This is a genomic window from Chryseobacterium sp. 22458, assembly GCF_052044975.1.
Taxonomy (GTDB): Bacteria; Bacteroidota; Bacteroidia; order Flavobacteriales; family Weeksellaceae; genus Chryseobacterium.
Window position 1 is genome coordinate 225496 of record NZ_JBQEOA010000003.1, and the last position, 20922, is coordinate 246417.

Annotated in this window: 18 protein-coding genes; 12 read left to right on the forward strand and 6 right to left on the reverse strand. The window is 37.8% G+C overall.

Annotated features, from left to right (window positions below; all coding sequences use genetic code 11):
- Positions 1 to 99 precede the first annotated feature (99 nt).
- From ACTJJF_RS11965 to ACTJJF_RS11975, 3 genes are read left to right on the forward strand one after another with little or no spacing between them, the layout of a single operon-like run.
- Positions 100 to 645, forward strand: coding sequence for an acyltransferase (locus ACTJJF_RS11965; protein WP_312300305.1), 546 nt, complete (start codon positions 100 to 102; stop codon positions 643 to 645).
- Complete coding sequence (locus ACTJJF_RS11970; RefSeq protein WP_440699803.1) at positions 642 to 1481, forward strand: glycosyltransferase family 2 protein; 840 nt, start codon at positions 642 to 644, stop codon at positions 1479 to 1481. The genes ACTJJF_RS11965 and ACTJJF_RS11970 overlap by 4 nt, the downstream gene beginning before the upstream one ends.
- Positions 1481 to 2635 carry a glycosyltransferase gene (locus tag ACTJJF_RS11975; protein WP_440699804.1) on the forward strand — a complete coding sequence of 385 codons (1155 nt, stop codon included), beginning with the start codon at positions 1481 to 1483 and terminating at the stop codon, positions 2633 to 2635. The genes ACTJJF_RS11970 and ACTJJF_RS11975 overlap by 1 nt, the downstream gene beginning before the upstream one ends.
- 1 nt (position 2636) lies before the next feature.
- Here the strand turns inward: ACTJJF_RS11975 and ACTJJF_RS11980 are convergent, their stop codons facing one another.
- From ACTJJF_RS11980 to ACTJJF_RS11990, 3 genes are read right to left on the reverse strand one after another with little or no spacing between them, the layout of a single operon-like run.
- The gene (locus tag ACTJJF_RS11980; RefSeq protein WP_440699805.1) at positions 2637 to 3395 is read right to left on the reverse strand and encodes an SDR family NAD(P)-dependent oxidoreductase; all 759 of its coding nucleotides are present in this window, start codon (positions 3393 to 3395) and stop codon (positions 2637 to 2639) included.
- The gene (locus ACTJJF_RS11985) at positions 3395 to 3628 is read right to left on the reverse strand and encodes a phosphopantetheine-binding protein (RefSeq protein ID WP_312300313.1); all 234 of its coding nucleotides are present in this window, start codon (positions 3626 to 3628) and stop codon (positions 3395 to 3397) included. The genes ACTJJF_RS11980 and ACTJJF_RS11985 overlap by 1 nt, the downstream gene beginning before the upstream one ends.
- Before the next feature lie 27 nt (positions 3629 to 3655).
- Positions 3656 to 4630: a 3-oxoacyl-ACP synthase III family protein gene (locus ACTJJF_RS11990; RefSeq protein WP_440699806.1), complete on the reverse strand. Its 975-nt coding sequence runs from the start codon at positions 4628 to 4630 to the stop codon at positions 3656 to 3658.
- Positions 4631 to 4682: 52 nt separating this feature from the next.
- Between ACTJJF_RS11990 and ACTJJF_RS11995 the strand changes: the two genes are divergently transcribed.
- From ACTJJF_RS11995 to ACTJJF_RS12015, 5 genes are all read left to right on the forward strand, one after another.
- The gene (locus ACTJJF_RS11995; RefSeq protein WP_276160236.1) at positions 4683 to 5252 is read left to right on the forward strand and encodes an acyltransferase; all 570 of its coding nucleotides are present in this window, start codon (positions 4683 to 4685) and stop codon (positions 5250 to 5252) included.
- 41 nt (positions 5253 to 5293) lie between these two features.
- Entirely contained in the window at positions 5294 to 6442 is a 1149-nt protein-coding gene (locus ACTJJF_RS12000; protein ID WP_312300319.1) for a glycosyltransferase, read from the forward strand.
- A 12-nt stretch (positions 6443 to 6454) separates the two neighbouring features.
- Positions 6455 to 7009, forward strand: coding sequence for a serine O-acetyltransferase (locus ACTJJF_RS12005; protein WP_312300321.1), 555 nt, complete (start codon positions 6455 to 6457; stop codon positions 7007 to 7009).
- Between the two features lie 555 nt (positions 7010 to 7564).
- The gene (locus tag ACTJJF_RS12010; RefSeq protein ID WP_440699807.1) at positions 7565 to 9055 is read left to right on the forward strand and encodes a phosphoethanolamine transferase; all 1491 of its coding nucleotides are present in this window, start codon (positions 7565 to 7567) and stop codon (positions 9053 to 9055) included.
- Between the two features lie 115 nt (positions 9056 to 9170).
- The gene (locus tag ACTJJF_RS12015; protein WP_440699808.1) at positions 9171 to 14207 is read left to right on the forward strand and encodes a T9SS type A sorting domain-containing protein; all 5037 of its coding nucleotides are present in this window, start codon (positions 9171 to 9173) and stop codon (positions 14205 to 14207) included.
- A gap of 68 nt (positions 14208 to 14275) precedes the next feature.
- Here the strand turns inward: ACTJJF_RS12015 and ACTJJF_RS12020 are convergent, their stop codons facing one another.
- Both ACTJJF_RS12020 and ACTJJF_RS12025 read right to left on the reverse strand, forming a co-directional pair.
- Positions 14276 to 14884 carry a DUF2306 domain-containing protein gene (locus ACTJJF_RS12020; protein ID WP_440699809.1) on the reverse strand — a complete coding sequence of 203 codons (609 nt, stop codon included), beginning with the start codon at positions 14882 to 14884 and terminating at the stop codon, positions 14276 to 14278.
- A 251-nt stretch (positions 14885 to 15135) separates the two neighbouring features.
- Positions 15136 to 16272: a helix-turn-helix domain-containing protein gene (locus ACTJJF_RS12025; RefSeq protein WP_440699810.1), complete on the reverse strand. Its 1137-nt coding sequence runs from the start codon at positions 16270 to 16272 to the stop codon at positions 15136 to 15138.
- A 387-nt stretch (positions 16273 to 16659) separates the two neighbouring features.
- On the opposite strand from ACTJJF_RS12025, the gene ACTJJF_RS12030 reads away from it, so the two are divergent.
- From ACTJJF_RS12030 to ACTJJF_RS12045, 4 genes are all read left to right on the forward strand, one after another.
- The gene (locus ACTJJF_RS12030; protein WP_312300331.1) at positions 16660 to 17328 is read left to right on the forward strand and encodes a carbonic anhydrase; all 669 of its coding nucleotides are present in this window, start codon (positions 16660 to 16662) and stop codon (positions 17326 to 17328) included.
- Positions 17329 to 17351: 23 nt separating this feature from the next.
- Positions 17352 to 17651 carry a hypothetical protein gene (locus ACTJJF_RS12035; protein ID WP_312300333.1) on the forward strand — a complete coding sequence of 100 codons (300 nt, stop codon included), beginning with the start codon at positions 17352 to 17354 and terminating at the stop codon, positions 17649 to 17651.
- 147 nt (positions 17652 to 17798) lie between these two features.
- Entirely contained in the window at positions 17799 to 19391 is a 1593-nt protein-coding gene (locus tag ACTJJF_RS12040) for a SulP family inorganic anion transporter (protein WP_312300335.1), read from the forward strand.
- A gap of 54 nt (positions 19392 to 19445) precedes the next feature.
- The gene (locus ACTJJF_RS12045; protein ID WP_312300337.1) at positions 19446 to 20081 is read left to right on the forward strand and encodes a carbonic anhydrase; all 636 of its coding nucleotides are present in this window, start codon (positions 19446 to 19448) and stop codon (positions 20079 to 20081) included.
- 212 nt (positions 20082 to 20293) lie between these two features.
- Here the strand turns inward: ACTJJF_RS12045 and pth are convergent, their stop codons facing one another.
- Positions 20294 to 20857: an aminoacyl-tRNA hydrolase gene (gene pth / locus ACTJJF_RS12050; protein ID WP_440699811.1), complete on the reverse strand. Its 564-nt coding sequence runs from the start codon at positions 20855 to 20857 to the stop codon at positions 20294 to 20296.
- Positions 20858 to 20922 lie beyond the last annotated feature (65 nt).

A 20922-nucleotide genomic window follows, 5' to 3' on the forward strand; every position in this document is an offset into this window, starting at 1 on the left:
TTTAAAGTGTTAATTTTAAGGCACAAAAATAAGATTAATTATTATATTTCTATAAAACAAATTATATTTGTAACTACAAGTGTGAAAATAAATCCCAATATGCTTCATGAAATTCTAGCCAAACTTCAACGAAAAAGTCAGATTTCACTTCTCAGAAAACATCCTAATGTTTCCGTTAAGGGAATAAAACTGGGAACCAGTAATCATTTTATCCTTCATGAAGGCTTAAAAAAGGTAACTATCGGAGAAGGGGTCAGCTTCAGAAATTATGTTCATGTTCTTGTACAGCAGAATGCCAGTCTGGAACTTGGAAACAACTTTTTTATGAATAATTTCTGCTCTATCAATTGCCTGGACAGCATCTCCATTGGCGAGAATACGCTGTTCGGTGAGAATGTAAAGCTATATGATCACAACCATGCTTATGAGACCCAACCCGAGTTTAAGCTGCATCACTCCCGTTTTACCACAGCCCCCATCAAAATTGGGAAAAACTGTTGGCTGGGAAGCAATGTCACAGTACTGAAGGGAGTTACCATAGGAGATAATTGTATCATAGGAGCCGGATGTACCATTTATAAAGATGTACCATCCAACACAACAGTAATCAACCATCAGGAATTAATATTCAAGGAACAACAATGAAGTTCTCCATTCTAATTGCCCATTACAATAACGCCCACTTCTTCAAAGATTGTTTTGAAAGCATATTGCAGCAAACCTATACTGATTGGGAAGCCGTCATTTTAGATGATGCATCGTCTGAGGAAGAAAAGAAATTGGTACAGGAAATCATTTCAAAGGATAAAAGGTTTAAATTTTTTGAAAATGAAAAAAATTCCGGGGTCGGTGTGACGAAAAGTAAACTGATCGAACTGGTAGAAGGAGACATCTGTGGTTTTCTGGATCCTGATGATGCCATTCATCCTACTGCGATTCAAAAGTGTATGGATATTTTTCAGGCGAAAAAAAATACCGTTCTCACCTATTCAAGGTTTATTACCTGTGATCAGAACCTGAAACCTATTGCCCCTTTCAGATCGGCGATGCAGGTTCCGAACGGTGATCCTTATTTTTTCAATTTCCCTATTCAGATTGCTCATTTTGTGGCTTTCAGAAGAGCTGTCTATATGCAGACGGAGAAAATGAATCCTGATTTAAAAATCGGGGAAGATCAGGATCTGTATCTTAAAATGTATGAAAAAGGAAAGGTGCAGTTCATTGATGACACCAACTACCTTTACAGAACCCATCAGGGTGGAATTTCACAAAATGATAATAAAAAGAAATCCCATGAGTATTTTGCCCAGGTGATCTTCAATACCATGAAGCGAAGAAAACTTACAAGCATTAACGGAAGACCAATTCCGGATCAATACCCTGGAACGGAAGCACTATTTGATTTACTCCAGTATCAGCATTCATTGCCTTTCCGTATTAAGAAAAAAATAAAAATTACGTTACAATCAATCTTCGGATAATGATAGAAAAAAAAATAAAAATTTTGTTCAGGCACCGTTCCATGGAAATGGGAGGCGTAGAAAAAGTTCTGTTGGGGCTGCTCAACAATCTTGACAGGAACAAATTTGAAATGACAGTATGCCTTACGCTCAACCAGGGAAAATTACGTAATGAGCTTCCCAAACATGTCAGAAAGGTCTACCTTACCGACGGAAAAGAAGATTTTTCCAGCAATTCACTGGTACAAAAACTTCAGCTTGTTGCAAGAAGAATCAAACTCAGAAAGCTGAAAAACAATCCGGCTATTGCCGATAAAATCATCAATGATACTTTTGATATAGAGATTGGTATGGATTACAGAGATTATGACGCTATTCTCAACTCTACCCATAAAAACTCAAAAAAAATAGGCTGGTTCCATTCTGAGATTAATGTGCCGCAATTTCAGCCTTTGGTTCCGGGTATCCTAAAAAGTTTCCCACAATTTGACCATATGGTATACTGTTCCCATAAGATCAAAGATATGATGCATCAGTATTATCCCGAATTACAGTACCCTCCTGAAACGGTGATCATCAACCCTATTCCTATTGAAGAAATCAAACGGAAAGCAGAAGAAAAACTGGATGATTTTCCCGAAGGGCCGGTTTTTGTTTCTATTGGAAGGCTCCACTCAAGAAAAGGGTATCATAAACTTATTGAAGCTCATAAAAGGCTTATTGATGAGGGTTTCCATCACAGTATTGTGGTGATAGGCGACGGTGGTGAAATGGCCAACCTGAAAGCCCAGGCAGCCCATAGCAATGTAGAGAAAACATTTATTTTAGCGGGGAATCAAATGAATCCTTATCCATACATCAAAAAGGCAGATTATTTCGTCCTTCCTTCCGAATCTGAAGCATGGCCTCTGGTAATTGCCGAAGCATTAATTCTCCAGAAACCTATTGTGGCTACCAATGTGGGGGATGTGGGACTGATGATCAAGGACAGAGAAACAGGATACCTCATCAACTATGAGGTTGATGAGATGTATGAAGGGATGAAAGCTTTTCTTACCAATCCTGAACTGGTTCTCCACATCAGGGAGAATCTTAGAAATATTGAAAGTCAGTTTGACAATCAAAAGATATTTGACAGTGTAGTGGAGATTATAGAAACCCTCCACAGGCAATAAATTATTGGGCAGAATATCCTCCGTCTATCACAAGATTGGTACCGGTAACCCATCTTGCGGCATCGGATAAAAGAAAAATACAGGCATTCGCTACGTCTTTAGGTTCTCCTATTCCCAGCGGGTGCTTTTTTATGATCTCTGATGAAGCTTCTTCTCCGATATCGTTAAACATTTTTTCTAAGATCGGAGTATTGACCATTGCCGGACTTATACTATTGACACGAATATTGCCTCTGGAAAGCTCCATAGCCAATGAACGGGCTCCAGCTATCACCGCTCCTTTGCTGGCTGAATAAGCTGCCTTTCCGGCTTCTCCTACCATTCCTGCAACGGATGAAATAAATACAAAACTCGCTGTTTCATCTTTATACTTCTTTAAAGACAGGATTTTGGCAATTTCAAATCCTGCAATCACATTCACCTCAAATATATCATGATATAGCTGCGGACTATGTTTTTTCAAGGGCAACGTTTTTTCAATTCCCGCACAATGGATGAATCCTGATATCTTTCCCAGAACAGCTACCTTTTCTGCAATGATCCCTTCAAGCTGATCAGATTGGGTAATATCTTCAGAAATTATTTCAAATTTTGTTTCGGGATTCAGCATAGCGGCTGTCTTTTCCAGCTCTTCATGGTTTCTTCCTACCAGGATAAGATCAGCTCCGTTTCTGCTGCATTCTACAGAACAGCTTCTCCCGATCCCGGAAGAAGCCCCTGTAATAAGAATTGTTTTATTTTTTAACGAGAAAGCATCCATTAATCTTCAAAGTTTTCTTTCCCTATCACATCCATAAGGTCTGAGACCGTTTCTACATCTTTAAACTGTTTGGTATCGATTTTTTTATTAAAATTTTCGTCCACGAATGCAATGACAGAAAGTAAGCTGATAGAATCATAGCTTTCTAAAGCCTTTAAATTGGTTTCAACAGTAAGTGTTTCATCTTCTTCCAGTTCTTCCTGTAATTTTTCTAAAAAAACGGATGTCTTCATATTTATAATTTTAAATGTTTGTTATTATTAAATTTCTATAATAGTGGCTCCCCAGGAGTATCCTACCCCGAATCCTGCCATCAGTACTTTATCTCCTTCTTTCAGCATTCCTTTATCCATCATATTTTTAAGAGCAATAGGAATGGTTGCGGAAACGGTATTCCCGGTTTTCTCCATATCAATATAGAACTTTTCTGCCGGAATTTTGGTCTTCTTTCTTAAATAATTCAGCATAAAAGAATTCGCCTGGTGAAAAACAAAATGATCAATATCATCCATCGTCATCTGATTCACCTCAAGAGTTTCTTTTACCAGTCCCGGGATATTTTCAATGGTAAAATTGAAGATCTCAGGACCATTCATGTATATATTTTCCGGGCTGAATTCATGATCAGGATTCAGTTCATAATCTTTTCTGAAAGCGCCTTTTTTTACAATAAGGTTTTCAGCACCGCTTCCGTCTGTCCCAAGACAGAATTGGTAGTTTCCGACTTCCTGTGCTTTTTCAACAATTGCAGAAGCTGAAGCATCTCCGAATATACTTCGGTTTCCTTTATCATCAGGATGAATATGCTTCGTATAGGTTTCTGAAGTCACCAGAAGAATACTTTGTGCAATTCCTGCTGAAATCAGGCCTTTCGCAAAAGCCAGTCCGTACACAAACCCTGAACATCCCAGATTAAAATCAATGGCTCCTATATTTTTTCTAAGCCCTAATCTGTCCTGCAAAATACAGGCCGTTGTGGGAAGAAAGTATTCCGGGCTTTGAGTGCAGAACAGAATGAAATCTACTTTGTTCCGGTCATAGGTTTCAAAAATTTTTTCCGAAGATTGTACGGCCATGTCCAGTACCGTTTCATTGTCTGAGGAGATATGACGCTGGGAAATTCCTACTTTTTCCTGAATTCTTTCTGAGCTCCACTCCGGGAACTGTTTTTCAAGATCCTCGTTAGTGAGCACCTGCTGAGGCAGATAATATTCTATTTTTGAAATTTTCATCATATTAATAAATTGTCTTTCTTTGCAAAAGTAAAGAAAAACAAATTTACACTTGATGATTTTTATATTCAGAATCCTGTTAAAAATAGATTCCCTCTATCATTCTTTTTTGAATAGGGCCAGCCTTGAAGTGGCAAAATATAAAGGCATGAAAGTAGGCCGCAACTTCAATATGCCGGATACCATTTATTTCGGGACCGAACCTTACCTGATCGAAATTGGCGATAATGTGAACATTGCCGGCGGTGTAAGATTCGTGAATCACGGAGGAACTACTACTCTTCTCAGAAAACTTCCCGGCTACGAGGACGCAAGAATTCTCGGAAGAATAAAAATAGGCAATAACTGTACAATTGGATTAAACTGTGTCATCATGCAGGATGTACAGATAGGTAACAATTGTATTCTTGGAGCCAATTCCGTACTGTCACAGTCTATGCCGGACAATACGGTTTTTATCGGAAACCCGGCTCAGTTTCTGTGTACCATTGAGGATTATGGAGATATTGTTCTGAAAAACAGCCCGAAATATCCCCGCGAACTGGAGAAAGACAGAAAAAAACTGGATGCCTGGATCAAAGAAAATCTTCCTCATAAGTATAAAAAAGCAAGAAAAATTAAATAAATTTAATCTTGTAAAATGATAAAAGCAAAAAAACAGACAAATTGAAAAAGAAAAAGCTCCTCATTCGTATAGGCTCATTACGTCACGGCGGCGCAGAAAAAGTACTGATCAACTTTCTGAAAAATCTTCCTCCTGATAAATATGAAGTAGACCTTCTGGTGAATCTTTATTCAGGATTATATATTAAAGAAGTTCCATCATGGGTCAATCTGCACTATCTGATTAAAGGAGAGATGATTACCACAAACAAACCGTTGGAAATCCCTGTGAAAGCATGGCGGGTTCTTTATCAGAAAATGTTTCTTTGGTTTCCTTCCCTTCTCTATAAATTTATTTTAAAGGATAAAAAATATGATGTGGAGATTGCAGCCATCCATGCCATGCATCAGGAAATCCTGTCAAGCCCTCAAAAAGATTCAAAAAAAATCATCTGGGTACAAAATGACATCTTCAATCTGAAAGAATATACTCCGGAGGTCATCAGACAGTTTTTCAAATTCGACAGAATACTGGTTATTTCGAATAAACTGCAGGAAGGGATGTACAGCCTGGCAAAAAATGAAACGGAGAAACAGTCCGTTATCAAAATTTATAACCCTATTGATAGAGAAGATACCTTAAAGAAAGCGGATATTGAGGTCAATGATTATCCTTTCAACAATGATCTTCCTACTTTTGTAACAGTGGGAACCGTATATCCGCAGAAAGGCTATGACAGACTACTGAATGTTCACAAAAAGCTGATTGATGAAGGATTGAAACACCAGCTTCTGATCATCGGAGACGGTTATGATTTTAATGTTATACAAGAGCAGCTTAATCAACTGGGGCTTCAGGCTACCGCTAAAATGCTGGGCTTCAGCAGCAATCCTTATCCGTACATGAAAAAAGCGGATTTTTATATCATGTCTTCCAGACATGAAGGATTCCCTACCATCATTGCAGAGGCACTTATTCTCAATAAACCTATTTCTGCTACAGATATTTCGGGGATCAGAGATCTTCTGCAGGATGGAAAACTGGGTAATATTACGCCCAACTCCGAGGAAGGAATCTATGAAGGCATGAAAAAATTTCTTACGGATCAAAATGTTCCTGAACAGTACAAAAAACAAATTTCAGAGACTGAGCTTCCGTTTGTCCTGGAAAAATCTGTAGAGCATCTTCAGAAAATAATTGACGAGGTATAAACAATATTGACTATGGCTGATTATTCAATTATTCAAAAAGACTTCTATCGGGAAAGCGGAAAGTGGCTTTCCACGGTTCAGATCTGGAAAAAATGTATCAACCCCAATCTTCATTTTGTCTATATCTTAAGAATGGCTCAGAAATATCAGAAAAGTCCGGTACTGAACATTTTCTGGCGAATTGTTTTAAGACATTTTCAGATCAAATACGGGTTCCAGATCTATCCAGAAACTCAGATTGGAGAAGGTTTTTACCTGGGACACTTTGGGAGCCTGGTTATAAACCCGAAAACGATCATCGGAAAAAACTGTAATATTGCCCATGGAGTTACTATTGGCCAGCAAAACCGTGGCAAAAACGAAGGCTCTCCCATCATCGGCGATGAAGTATGGATAGGGACCAATGCCGTGGTTGTAGGTTCTATTACTATCGGCAATAATGTATTGATTGTTCCCAACTCTTATGTCAACTTTGATGTACCTTCCAACTCTGTAGTCATAGGAAACCCAGCTAAAATTATTCCTACCGGCAATGCTACCAAAGATTATATCAACCGTAAAGTATAGCATATCCATTAGTTATAGTAAAAAATCTATTGCAAGTAAAGGTTATTTCGTGTACATTTGTCAAAAATAGCATTGTTTGATGACCAGCTAGTGAGACAATCATCCGGTTTTGTGAAAAATTTACTTTTTACCGATGTGGATACTGTCCAAGTCAGGATAGAGACTTTCTTACAATGCAGCTTGTTCTGAAAAAACCGCTAATTATTTAAAAACACAACCCTAAGCTAATTATTAATTAAAAATAATCTCTGATGAAAAAAATACAACTACACCTTTTCACTTTTTTACCTGTATTTACAGTTCTATAGTTTCAATTTTCATTATTATGAAAATCCAGGCGGATAAGATTTATTACCCGCAACGAAACATTTAACAATAATCTTTCAGCTATTCTTTTGAGTGGCAACGATATCTGTAGTGATAAAGAATTATTATTCTGTTTAATAATATTCTTCAGGTAATATCCCTGACTCATAGCAGATAAACCCCAAAAGATCCTGAAAAAGGTCCCATTTAAAAAAGTTTTGTCATAACAGCTTAGCCCACTATACTACCATGCTCAAAAAAATCATTCCTGTTCTTACTATTTTAATATACCTCACAGGTTTTCTGCTTTCTTTCCCTTATATCTATGATAATTTATTCAGGGCAGAAAAACTGGAAAGTATCAGAAATATTTTTGAATACGGAATCATGTTTTCTTCTTTCCTTGTTTTTAATGCATTCCTCTTTAAAAATAAATATACAACGGCTATTGCTGTTCTTTTATGTTTATTCTTAAGTCTTAACTTTCTGATATCAGTATCCTGTTATTTTATCTATCATTCCGGATTCAATGTGGGGATGGCCATCAGTATACTGGAATCAAACCCAGATGAGGCAATGAGTATGTCTTATATGTTTATTCTTCCGGGGACTTTATTTATCATCTTCATGGGAATGCTTTTATATTCAATCAATTCCCTGAAAAATGTCGTGAAATTTGACTGGAAATACGGAATTATTGCCTTACTATGGCTGATAATGCCATTCACCTTTTATCTGAAGCACAAATATATAAGCAATAAAGGCGGAGGAAAAATGATTAAAAGTGTTTACTATCATTATTCTGATTTTAATACAGCTTTGAGTATTCAGGAAGACATCAATACAATCAGAAAGAATATTCCTGTTTTCAACATAAAAAAAATACAACCGGGCATAGAGAATGTGATCCTGATCATCGGTGAATCTGAAAGAAAACAAAACATGTCATTGTATGGTTATCCTAAAAAAACAACACCTTATACAGATCAGGAAACTTCTAATATGATGATTTATGACCAGGCTGTTTCCCCGGCAGGGATTACCAATCTGAGCGTACCGCTTATTCTTTCCAGCATTCATCCGGATGAATTCCGGTACCGCTATGATAAATTATCTTACAACATCATCAATCTTGCCAATCAGAGCGGTTATAATTCTTTTTGGATCAGCACCCAGCAAAGTGCAAAGGGAATAACAGCAATAGCATCTATGTCTAAACATAAGAAATGGGTAAACGGTTTTGATGAAGTAATTATTCCGGAATTAAAAAACGTTATTCAGAAAAGAGATAATAAATTCATTGTTTTCCATATTATGGGAAGCCACCCGAACCCATGCAACAGATTACCGGAAAACTGGGATTCCGGAGACATGGACTGCTATGACAGCTCTATAAAGTATACAGATTATGTCATGAAAGACATTTTCACCACCCTTAGAAACACCAATTCTGTAGTGATCTATGCTTCTGATCATGGTCTTAAAATACAGGGAAATAAATTGCTGCATATAGACTCCAAAGAATCTACGCAGGTACCGTTCTTTATATGGTACGGTAACAAGGTTCCTCCGGCATACAGAATCACAGGTCGTGATCCGAAGCAGATTCAAACTACCTATATTTATCCGCTGATCATGAAATATATGGGGCTGGAGGCTCCTCAGCACTATAAAAGTGAAGATCATAAGTATTTAAATCTTAATATGAGAAGTATAGATTATGAAGAACTAGCTGAATAAAATTAAAACACCCGTACAGAATTTTTGTTTCCCGTTCCCTCAATCCTGGGTCATCATCATTTACTGAACTGGTGTTTACAAAAACTAATATTTGAAAACTTTTTAAACATAAAATATGAAAGGAAAATCGACGTACAAGATTTTTGCAGCAGTTCTCTGCCTTGCATCGGTTCATGCTTTCCCACGGGGGATACCTGCCCCTGGACATGGGAATACAATTATTTCGAAATCTCACCAATCTGCAGCACCCTTTGTGTATGATCTGGATCCTCTGATCGTTATGAATCAGAATGTACAGGAAAAAGGACTGGTTGTCATGAGCGGAAAGCTTATCAAGCCTGTAACCAGTGATCACGTAAAGTTATCTGTCAAGTACAAAGACACCCAGGGAAACTGGGTGACGGGATGGTGTAAAACATTATATTCTTATAACAGATATAATGAACAACTAAAAGCTGTTTTTGAGCTTCCTGCATCTGCACAAAGTTCTTATGACCTGAAAGTAGAACTCAGTTCAGACACCAATCTCATCAACTTCAGCAGCATTACCTGGGATAAAACAACAAGTCACTACAAATTTGGTGATTATAACAGCAGCAGCTGTGATCTGGATGAAAATGAATACACCATACTCCTTACCCCTAAAAAGGAAGGTACACTTATCACAGACACCAGCGGAAAAGTGACGGGTATTAAAGACAGGGTTACTTCTGCCAATGCCTGGAACAAACTTGGCAACGTGATCATGGACAATAAAAAGGATGATGTCATATTTTCGCCTAAAAATCCGGCCACATTATTCGACAATAATGGAATAAAATCGGTAAAAATGATTAACCAGGGTGCAGTAAGTGACACTTTAGGAGCTACCCCTGAGTTTATTTATCACGAAATGCCGGGCCATCCCATCCCTTACCTGTACACTTATAATGATCCTGTGTATATGTTTGCCGGAAAATTCTCCATCAGCGGTATGTTACTGAAATTCAGCCAATGGCCGGGAGAACCCAATGGGCCGGGGTATCATAATTTCAAAAATCCTAATCAGCTTCAAAGCCGGTATTTCAATTTATATAATACTATTTTTGAAAAACTCTCTGATTTTATTGCAGACCAGGAACCGGTTGTGATTGTATCCAGCTTATCTACAGGCTTCAGGGTATACAAAAGTAACGGACAGTCTATCACCATAAAAAATGCAACGGGATACAGTAATTACGGAGCATTATTTTTCGGATATGGAAATGATCAGGGAAATGCCAGAAGAGGTCCCGGTTCTGAAAATTTAATTATTTCAAATACTCCTGAAGTAACCTTATACGGTATGGGAGCCTTGAGAAACGATGCTACAGAAAGTATTCAGACTGTGAGATCAATGGCTGATATTGAATCCGAGATTGCTAAATTTATTAATTATGTAGGTATTTTTGGTGATGTCAAACTCAATGTTGAAGGATGTGCCAACTCATGCTATTCACTAAAGAGCGGTGCAGTTCCTGATAACAGCCCGACAGACTGGACCAAAGCTCCGAACAGCTATATTTTTACAGGTAAGGATAAAACCGGCGGTAATGCAGACGGTCTTTACATCCCTGTGAAAAAAGCCTATGAAATGTGGTCCAAAGGAGGTGAATTTATGATGAATGATAATGGTACATACACCAAAATTCCTGAGGGAGGAATTGCTAAGGCCGGACTTTACTGGGAAGACGAACCAGGCTTGATAAAATCAGTAAACCTTGAAGGTACAGGAGAGACAGCCAAGATCAAAGTACTTGTAGACAGGATGAAAAAAGGAAATGCAGTTGTTTCTTACAAAGTAAACGATCAGATTTATTGGACATGGCATATCTGGGCAACTGATGACCCTACCAACGGTAGTACTTATCATCAAGGATTTGAAGCCGATAAAGAGAACCAACAGATTACAGACTGGAAATGGATGGACAGAAACCTGGGGGCAACCAATGCCAGCCTAGTAGGCCATGATTTCCACAAATCTGGAGGATTACAGTACCAATGGGGAAGAAAGGATCCATTTCCATCCAATTACAAGGATCTTTCCGTATATACTATCAGAGGAGAAGTGGGAACATTAAAAGGTTCCGTTCCTTCAAAATACAGAGGAAATCTATATGCAACTTCTGACAATACCGGTTTTGATACGCCTAATGGCAACATCAGATACTCTATCAATAATCCAATCAATCTAATCATCCCACCTGTTTATGTATACAAAATTGGAGAAACTCCAGCAAGTAATGGAGAAAATTATTTAATTCAGGGGCCTGGTACAAACGACTGGGAAAGAAAAGAACAAACGACATGGTTCTCAAAAAATAAATATAAAATATTTGATAGCAGCAACCATTACGAAAATCAGACCTGGGACCTTTGGGGAGACACCCGTGGTGGAAAATGGGTAAACATGAACACTTCTAATGCAATAGTTGCCAAGGAAAGCAAGCAATACGCCATGAAATCTTCTTTTGATCCATGCCCATGCGGATGGAGGGTTCCTTCTTTCTATTCATCAGTAGATGCTGAACCTAAAACGAGCCCTTGGGGTAAAGCAGGAAGCATGAGTAATGTGGATATATCCCCTAATACGATAAGTTCGCAATATCCAGGCATAAAGGTTTATCCAGGATATGGATTTGACTTAAGTAATGTAACGGATCGAAATCTAGGAATGTTACCTATCACTGGAAATTATGAATATTATCCTCAGCCAATGACCTTAGCCAATCGTACCAGTGCACAGATTGATGGCTTAAGAGATGGCAATAAATTATATAAACAGCCATTCATAGGCTTTCAGGATCAGCATAGTGATGGAGCACTGCATGCCTCCACTTTCTTCTCGTCCATCAGTCCGGGAGAAACTCCTGTAACAGGAGCAAGAGGTCTTGTTCTCATATCTGACGCAGGAAATGTACCCAACCACTCAAGCGTAGGATGGCATAATATCGCATACAACCGTATTATTGAGGGAAACACCTATGAAACAAGGGCTGTACGTTGTATAAAAGACCCTAACAATGCTTATATGTCTACAGCATTTGAAACAGAATATGTTCCCTCATCTCCTGTACAATATTCTTTGGAAACTCTTAAGGAATGGACAAAAGATCCAAATAGCTACATTGAATATACCAACACTGCATTCAATGTACCAGCAGCTGATAAGGATATGATTATTGATATTCCTCTGAGAAAAGCATATGCAATGCACAGCCTCTATCTCTCAGAAAACAATGAAATGCCGATAGGAAATATCAAATCAACTTCTGTACAATGGACGACTGATAAAAACTTGATTTCCGACATAAAAATCATTGGTGATACTGTAGAAAATTCAAAATTAAGAGTAACTCTTAACCAAGGCCGTACAGGTAATGCCGTAGTAGCATTTCATTTAGGAAATACCGGCTGGGCAAGCAGCGGAAATCCTGACCCTGTTCTTTGGAGCTGGCATATTTGGGCCCCTAGCACTGCCATACAAGAAAGTCCTGAATTTACTACTGAATCTATAGTAAATGATGGTATAAAAACAGCTAATGAACAATTTGTAAACCCAACAAACAGCTATTATGGAGTACCATTGAAGACAATATTAATGGATAGAGACCTTGGAGCACTGATGCCATTCATTAACGAACATGTGGAAGCTTCTGCTGATACAGAAACTTCACCATTGGGATATCAAGCCTCTAATCCGTCTTCTGTGAACAGTTTACGAGTAGAACAAATCAAAAATAGTGGAGGACTACATTTCCAATGGGGAAGAAAAGATCCGATTCCTGTATTCTATAATCCCGGAGGATTCTATAATTATCCACAAGTTTGGGTATCCGGAAGATTATCCAGACCTTTTAATACCTATAATGTGTACAGGCAAAGTAATCTTGTAGGCGGAGTTATACAGTATAGCGCAACTGACATTAACAATTCCAGCTATGTAAACAATTATACAAAGCCTTACAGTACTTACTCCAACAGCTCAAACGCTAATGTATTACCTACGGATAACACTGCTTTAAAAATTAAAAAAGTGCTAAAGTACTCTGTCAATAACCCATTTGTTTTCTTATATCAGACCGACGCAACCAAGTTTGATTGGGTTTCCGATGAAAATGGACTATTTACGGAAAGATGGGGTCATGCAGGAACAAAATCACCATATGACCCATGCCCTGCAGGATGGAGAATACCTGATCTACAAGGGACAGGAGTTGATGGGGTGAACATCTTTGACGGGTACTTAAGTTATGCAAAAGGAAATTCCCCATGGTTCTATAATGCCAAGTTTAATATCCTCCAGTCGAATGGAAGCTATAAAAGCTTTTACGGAATAGACCCAACCATTTCAAATACATTATCAGGGGTACCAAGTTATACACCAAACAATAGAGTTCACTTTGAAAACTATAATATTAATAAAGGAAACTACATAGGAGGATATGCCCGATCTACCGGAGCGAAAACAAATATAAGATATGGATTTGTCTTCAATAAGCCTGGTTATAATATTGGAAACTTTGCAAACAATGGAATCAGAGGTTTTGCCGGAGGAAACAATATGGATGGTATCAATAGTGCAGACACCTCTTATGCGAACTTTTACAAATCAGGAATTTGGACTTCTTCCGCTTTAGGAAATGGATCAGGTAAAGCTGTGGGAATGTATTTTAATTCAGAAGGAGGGCAAACTACAACCACTTCTCCACTGAACGTAATCTATTATTTCACACCAACCTATGATTTTAATCCACAGGCAGGAATGTCTTGCCGTTGTTCCAAAATCCAGTATGATGGTGCAGGTAATGAGATAGGCAGATACGACCCTAACGCCATTGCTGTTCCTAAGGATGCACTAAAAAAAGCATCAGCATCTCTTGAGAGAACAAAAGTGGAAGAAATGGTTGTAAAAGACAAACTGACTGTTTATCCGAATCCGGTAAAAAATATGCTTTACATTAAACCGAATGAGCCTAAAGAATATTATTACCAAATCTACAACATGTCCGGGCAGATGATCAAATCCGGTAAATTTGAAAATGAAAAGACTGATTTATCTTCTTTAATATCGGGAGCTTATTTAGTAAGAATCAATAATTCTGAAACATTGGTGAAGATTATCAAAGAATAATAATCTGTTATCATCAGATGAATCCGGCCCCTTTCGGGGCCGGATTTTTTAATATAAAGTGAAAATTTCTAATTCACCATCCTCAGATTCCTGTTAATAATATAGGCAACCAATACATTGGGAACCCAGCACAGCCATGCTACCATTATATAAGAACCGACAGGGTCATGGGTAATATTCTTCAGCAACGGATACCATAATCTAAGCGTTACAGCAGCAAAAGTACAGGCATAACTATAAATCATGAATTGCCTATGCCTGGTCATCTCTTTTTTTTGTATAGATACAACTCCCATAAGCGTTGTGATCAGCCAGATGAAGCCAAGGCAGATAAACCCCGCCGCTGAAACCACTCCCCCATTGGCATAAAATCCCATATATATAGCAGACACAGAACTAATGAGTACCGACACCACATAAATCTTCCCAATGGATCTATGCACTTGTATATACCTATTCCTGAAGGACTCCCCAAACTGACGCCAGCCGATAAAAAGAGCCAGCCCTCCCAAAATAATATGAGCAAAAAATGCAGTTTTCCAGATAATATGATGAAGAAGCTCAGGAGATTTAGAACCCAGGAAAGTATGCTGATGATCCACGAAAGCATAGATCAAAGGATAAGCGCCGATTAATAATGCAAATACGCACATGATCACAAATAATAACTTTTTCATAAGGGCAGTTCAATTTTCTGTAAAAATGAGGATTACAAAGGTTTCAATTGTTCCAAAATGAAAGGTGGAACCTATTTATTTTGTTGTAAGAAGGACTGAAGCCGGGTTGGAAGTTATTGAAATAAAGGCATAACCAGGGTCCACTTCCATTAACTTTTCCAGAGATAAATATTCAAACTGTACACGAATGTTAAAATCAATAACTATAATAACTGCATCTAACTTTACAACCATTCAGAATTATAAGCGCCTTATTCCATATCAATACTCCGGCTTCGTAAAAACTCACGGGGAGAACAATCCATATATTTCTTAAAGTTCCGGTTAAACGAAGTTTTAGAATTGAATCCACTTTCAAAAGCCAGGGAAAGAATTGTAAATTTTTGATTTTCCGGAAGGCAGGCTATTCTTTTAAACTCTTCAATCCTCTGCCGGTTGATATAATCATAAAAGTTCTTTTCTTCCATCGTATTTATCGTCTGAGATAGGATATTGGGATGAACATCCAACAGTTGGGCAACATAATTCAGATTAAGTTCAGGATCTTTATATAGCTTTTCCTGCTCCATTCTATGTGTCAGTTTTTCATAAATCTCCTGTATTGCATCATCTCCCGGGGAAGTTTTCTGATACTTTATGATTTCAGGAAGATTATCGTTGGCCGGTTTTTCTTCAACACTCTCTGATTCAACAACCAGATTTAAAATACCAACACGGCTGATTCCGAAATAAGCAGCCACCAGAATAAACAGAACCACTATCGAAAAAATTAAAATATCATTTCTTACTATAACAGCAATCCATATCAGTGCCATTCCGACAATAAGATAATATATCCAGTTCATATTCATTTTCTCAGTATTTGAATATTGGTCGGAAAGACCTTTCTTATATGTTCTCATTGCAAAAAGGCTCAATCCTATATACAGGATTCCTGAGAAGATCATCAGATATTTGAGGACAGTACTCAATAATTTGTACCCGTCACCTCCATTCTGATAAATAATCAACCTGTCCCAGGGAGAGAGCATTAAAAGTTGAGATATGCTCAGGGCAACTATAAAAATCGGAACCGAGTGCAATAACCAGGTCTTTTTACGGATCTTGCTTCCCGTCACAGAGAGCACGTAAAAATACAACATAGGGCCATGAATGAAGGGAAGTAAAACTTCATACCCCAGAAAATAAGGGAATTTTACATAGCTGCCTGAAAAAAATAAGATAAAAAAAATAAGATGTATGCCTATTATCAGAAACCAGACTGCCAACAGGTAATCTGCCATTATTTTTTTGCGCTTTCCGGCGATCAGGAATGCAGAAAAACAGGCAATAAAAATTCCTGCCCAATAAAACAAAGGAGATAATGTCTGAAAATCAGAATCCTGCATAGACGCTATTGACTTAAAATCAAGGTTTTAATTTATTCATTTTTCCGGATACAAAACGATAGTTTTCCAACCTATTTCCGGTAAATATGATTTTATTGAAAAAATTAAGAATATTTTAATTCACAATCCTCAATTTATAATTTATACTTCGTAATTTTATCATAGTTTTTTAAACGTTTGAGTTATCAGGAAGCAGCTATCCACTGTAAAGCAAAGTATACAGGAATATTAGACATGATTTTAAGCATATTTTAATATTAAACTTTGTTAAAAGTGATTAATTCTTCTGCAAAAAGTATATTTTTGCACAATTATTGATTTAGTCTATTGATTTTAAAAATAATTTAAACGAAATAAATAATTATAAACCTTTAAAAATTTAAAATTATGTCACAATCGTACGAAGTTATTTTTGAAAACAATAGAAAATGGGTAGAATCTAAAGTTTCAGAAGATCCTAATTTCTTCCACGAGCTGGCAAAAACTCAGCATCCTGACTATCTGTATATCGGATGTTCAGACAGCAGAGCCACAGCAGAAGAATTGATGGGTGCAAAGCCGGGAGAGGTTTTCGTTCACAGAAACATTGCCAATGTGGTCAATACTTTAGACATGAGCTCCACAGCAGTGATCCAATACGCAGTAGAGCATCTGAAGGTAAAGCACATTGTGGTATGTGGACACTACAATTGCGGCGGAGTAAAAGCAGCGATGACTCCTCAGGATTTAGGATTGTTAAATCCGTGGCTGAGAAACATCCGTGATGTTTACAGATTGCACCAGACTGAGCTTGATGCTATCGAAGACGAGGATAAACGTTATGACAGGCTTGTAGAACTTAATGTTCAGGAGCAGTGTATCAACGTAATTAAAATGGCTTGTGTACAGGAAAGATATATTTTAGAAGAACAACCTATTGTACACGGCTGGGTATTTGACCTTAGAACAGGTAAGATTATTGATCTGGAAATTGATTTTGAGAAAACCTTAAAAGATATCCAGAAAATCTACAACCTTACAGGTTCTGATTGGGTAATGAGCAGAAAGACCAAATAGTCTTTCAAAAAAAGAATGTAAGAATGAAATTCTGGAGTATTATTGTATTAACGTTTTTTCTGAATTTTACGGCGCTGCCAAGCATTGCTGCGGTAGCAGGCTGGGATATTCTGAGAACGAATATAATAGTGAATGAAGAAGAACCCCATTCTCACCCATCCTCATTTATTGTATACGAAAAGACCCTTCCAAAACCTTTGGATGTTTTTGACTATCTGAAGTTTTCCGAACCTGATCTTCAGGGCATGTCTTTTGTGCTGATAGATGATTCTTTTCATCTGTCACCTTTACTCACTATATTTTCTCCGCCTCCGGAAGCTTAATTTTTAAGTATAATTAGATTATTTTTTATTGTATTCATGCCATTTCCGGCACTGAATGCTTTGCATGTACTTTTAAATTAATTTTCCAATCTTTTATAATTGATTATTTAAGAATAAATCGATCAGTTATAGCATTTTCAAGAAATCATGAAAAAAACATCATTATTAGGAGGAATCAAGGAGAATTTCCCTTCAGGGCTCGTTGTATTCTTAGTGGCACTACCGTTGTGCTTAGGAATCGCTTTAGCTTCCGGTGCCCCACCATTATCCGGGATTATTGCCGGAATTGTAGGCGGACTGGTTGTAGGTTTTATGAGTAATTCAAACATCTCTGTTTCCGGGCCTGCAGCAGGTCTTACCGCTATTGTCTTAACGGCAATTACAGATCTTGGCGCATTTGAACTTTTCCTGTGTGCAGGGATTATTGCAGGACTGATCCAGCTGATTCTGGGATTTGTAAGAGCGGGAAGTATTTCAAACTATTTCCCCAACAACGTTATTGAAGGAATGCTTGCCGCCATCGGTATCATTATTATTTTAAAACAAATTCCTCATGCGTTGGGATTTGACAAAGATTATGAAGGAAACCAGTCTCTTTTCAGTAACGGAATCAATTTGAATTATTTTACAGAACTGTTTGGTGCCATCCATATTGGAGCTATCATTGTAACATTAGTATCTGTAGGAATTCTTATTGCATGGGATAAAATTCCTGCACTGAGAAGAATGAAAATGCTTCCGGGTGCCCTGGTAGCAGTAGTAGCCGGTATTCTTCTGAATGAAGTATTCAAATTGTCCGGAAGCTCACTGGCAATCGGTAAAGAACATTTGGTACTTTTACCTGTACCCCAGACTCTGGATGATTTTAAAAATCTGATCACTATGCCTGATTTCGGAGGGTTTACCAATCCAAAAGTATGGATTGTAGGAGCAACTATTGCCATTGTAGCTTCTATAGAAACCCTGCTTTGTATTGAAGCATCAGACAGACTAGACAAACAGAGAAGAATTACGGATACCAACCTTGAACTTAAAGCCCAGGGAATAGGAAACCTGGTGAGCTCATTCATTGGTGGACTTCCAATGACCTCAGTAGTGGTAAGAAGTTCTGCAAATGCCAACGCAGGAGCAACTTCTAAACTTTCTGCCATGATTCATGGTGTATTGCTTTTAGTGTGCGTGCTTTCCATTCCTTTTATTCTTAACCTGATCCCGCTGGCAACTCTTGCTGCCGTATTGATCCTGGTAGGATATAAACTGGCTAAGCCTGCTACATTCAAGCATTTCTGGCATCTTGGAAAATTCCAGTTTGTACCATTCGTGGCAACAGTTATTGCTGTGGTGGCCACCGACTTATTAAAAGGGGTAGGAATTGGGCTTGCCATCTCTATTTTCTATATTCTTCAGGGAAATATGAAAAGAGCTTATTATCTGAGCAGAGAAAAACTGGATGATGCAGACGGGATTAAAATTAAACTCGCTGAAGAAGTTTCATTCTTAAATAAAGCAGCCATTAAAAAGACACTTAAAAATATCAAACCGAACTCTACCGTGATTATTGACGCCAGAGAAACTTCATACATTGCTACAGATGTACTGGAAATGATTCAGGATTTTGCCAATATCCGGGCGAAGGAGGAAGACATCAACGTGGAACTCTTAGGCTTTAAAACTTCGTACAGAGATTATGAAAGAAGCCAGGATTCTCACATTCTGATCACCCACAAAAGAGCAATGTAAGCTCATTGATCATCAATTATTTTTTAACTTTAAAATCAAAACAATACAATTCATATGAAAGCACATACATACGAAACTCAATCGACTATTACTCCTGAAAAAGCATTAGAATTTTTAAAAGAAGGAAACCAAAGGTTCGTTAATAACCTGAAGGCTAACAGAGACCTTCTTGAGCAGGTAAATGCTACCCGTGAAGGACAGTGGCCTTTTGCTGTGGTTCTAAGCTGTATAGACAGCCGTACTTCTGCAGAACTGATCTTTGACCAGGGATTGGGAGATGTTTTCAGTATCAGAATTGCCGGTAACTTTGTCAATCAGGATATTCTGGGTTCAATGGAATTCGGATGTAATGTAGCCGGTTCAAAGCTTATCGTAGTTTTAGGACATACTAAATGCGGAGCTTTAAAAGGAGGACTTGATGCTGCACAGATTGAAGGATTGGGAATGGATAACCTGAACCACCTGATCAATCATTTTACCCCTATCATCAATGAAGTGATTGAGGAAAATGAAGAGCGTTCATCTAAAAACAGCTCTCTTCTGGAAAGGCTTAATCACCAGAACGTAAAAAATGCGATTGAAGAAATCCGTAAGCAAAGCTCAACGCTTAGAACCCTTGAACAGGAGGGGAAAATCAAAATCGTTGGAGCCAATTACGATGTTGAAACAGGTGCTGTAAGCTGGTTGTAAAACTATTCTTCCGGTTTCAGCCACCGCAAAAACTATACAATATAATCTAACTCAGATAAACTGATTGGAAATTAATTATAAAAGTGCATCAAAGGCCATCGGAGATCCGATGGCCTTTATTTATATTCAAAATGACGGTAAAAATCCTGTCATTCTATAAAAACTGTTAACAAAAAGACAGACAGCAACTAACCTGCTGCCTAACACCTAAACTACTTCCCATTAAAGGCAGACATCGTATTGCTGATTCCTGCAAAAACAAAAGAAAGGCTGGCTTTGGAAAAGGTCTCAATTCGTTCAGAAAGTTTTGCACTTTCCTCTTCATTCCAGGTTCCGAGTACATAATCTACCTGGCGACCGGCTGCAAAATCTGCAGAGATTCCAAAACGTAGTCTGGCATAATTTTGAGTCTGCAACACTTCGTTAATATTTTTCAGACCATTATGTCCCGCATCAGAACCTTTCCCTTTCATTCTTAAAGTCCCGAAAGGAAGCGCAAGATCATCCGTTACGATCAATACATTTTCCAGAGGAATATTTTCTTTCTGCATCCAGTATTTTACCGCATTCCCGGAAAGGTTCATATAAGTGTCCGGCTTCAGGACAAAAACTTTTCTGCCTTTGTATTTTCCTTCTGCCATCCATCCAAAGTTTGAACTGTTAAAAGGGGCTTCAAGTATCTCAGCAATTTTCTCTGCTACTTTAAAACCTATATTATGTCGTGTATTTTCATATTCTGCGCCCTTATTACCAAGGCCAACGATTAAATATTTCATCAGAAATTTTTTACAAAATTAAGGGATAAAAAATAAAAAACTCAACCTTATACAGATTGAGTTTA

Bases quoted from the DNA above. Each gene is read 5' to 3' on its own strand.
- ACTJJF_RS11965 (WP_312300305.1), top strand. From the start codon at position 100: ATGCTTCATGAAATTCTAGCCAAACTTCAACGAAAAAGTCAGATTTCA.
- ACTJJF_RS11970 (WP_440699803.1), top strand. From the start codon at position 642: ATGAAGTTCTCCATTCTAATTGCCCATTACAATAACGCCCACTTCTTC.
- ACTJJF_RS11975 (WP_440699804.1), top strand. From the start codon at position 1,481: ATGATAGAAAAAAAAATAAAAATTTTGTTCAGGCACCGTTCCATGGAA.
- ACTJJF_RS11980 (WP_440699805.1), bottom strand. From the start codon at position 3,395: ATGGATGCTTTCTCGTTAAAAAATAAAACAATTCTTATTACAGGGGCT.
- ACTJJF_RS11985 (WP_312300313.1), bottom strand. From the start codon at position 3,628: ATGAAGACATCCGTTTTTTTAGAAAAATTACAGGAAGAACTGGAAGAA.
- ACTJJF_RS11990 (WP_440699806.1), bottom strand. From the start codon at position 4,630: ATGATGAAAATTTCAAAAATAGAATATTATCTGCCTCAGCAGGTGCTC.
- ACTJJF_RS11995 (WP_276160236.1), top strand. From the start codon at position 4,683: ATGATTTTTATATTCAGAATCCTGTTAAAAATAGATTCCCTCTATCAT.
- ACTJJF_RS12005 (WP_312300321.1), top strand. From the start codon at position 6,455: ATGGCTGATTATTCAATTATTCAAAAAGACTTCTATCGGGAAAGCGGA.
- ACTJJF_RS12010 (WP_440699807.1), top strand. From the start codon at position 7,565: ATGCTCAAAAAAATCATTCCTGTTCTTACTATTTTAATATACCTCACA.
- ACTJJF_RS12015 (WP_440699808.1), top strand. From the start codon at position 9,171: ATGAAAGGAAAATCGACGTACAAGATTTTTGCAGCAGTTCTCTGCCTT.
- ACTJJF_RS12020 (WP_440699809.1), bottom strand. From the start codon at position 14,884: ATGAAAAAGTTATTATTTGTGATCATGTGCGTATTTGCATTATTAATC.
- ACTJJF_RS12025 (WP_440699810.1), bottom strand. From the start codon at position 16,272: ATGCAGGATTCTGATTTTCAGACATTATCTCCTTTGTTTTATTGGGCA.
- ACTJJF_RS12030 (WP_312300331.1), top strand. From the start codon at position 16,660: ATGTCACAATCGTACGAAGTTATTTTTGAAAACAATAGAAAATGGGTA.
- ACTJJF_RS12035 (WP_312300333.1), top strand. From the start codon at position 17,352: ATGAAATTCTGGAGTATTATTGTATTAACGTTTTTTCTGAATTTTACG.
- ACTJJF_RS12040 (WP_312300335.1), top strand. From the start codon at position 17,799: ATGAAAAAAACATCATTATTAGGAGGAATCAAGGAGAATTTCCCTTCA.
- ACTJJF_RS12045 (WP_312300337.1), top strand. From the start codon at position 19,446: ATGAAAGCACATACATACGAAACTCAATCGACTATTACTCCTGAAAAA.
- pth (WP_440699811.1), bottom strand. From the start codon at position 20,857: ATGAAATATTTAATCGTTGGCCTTGGTAATAAGGGCGCAGAATATGAA.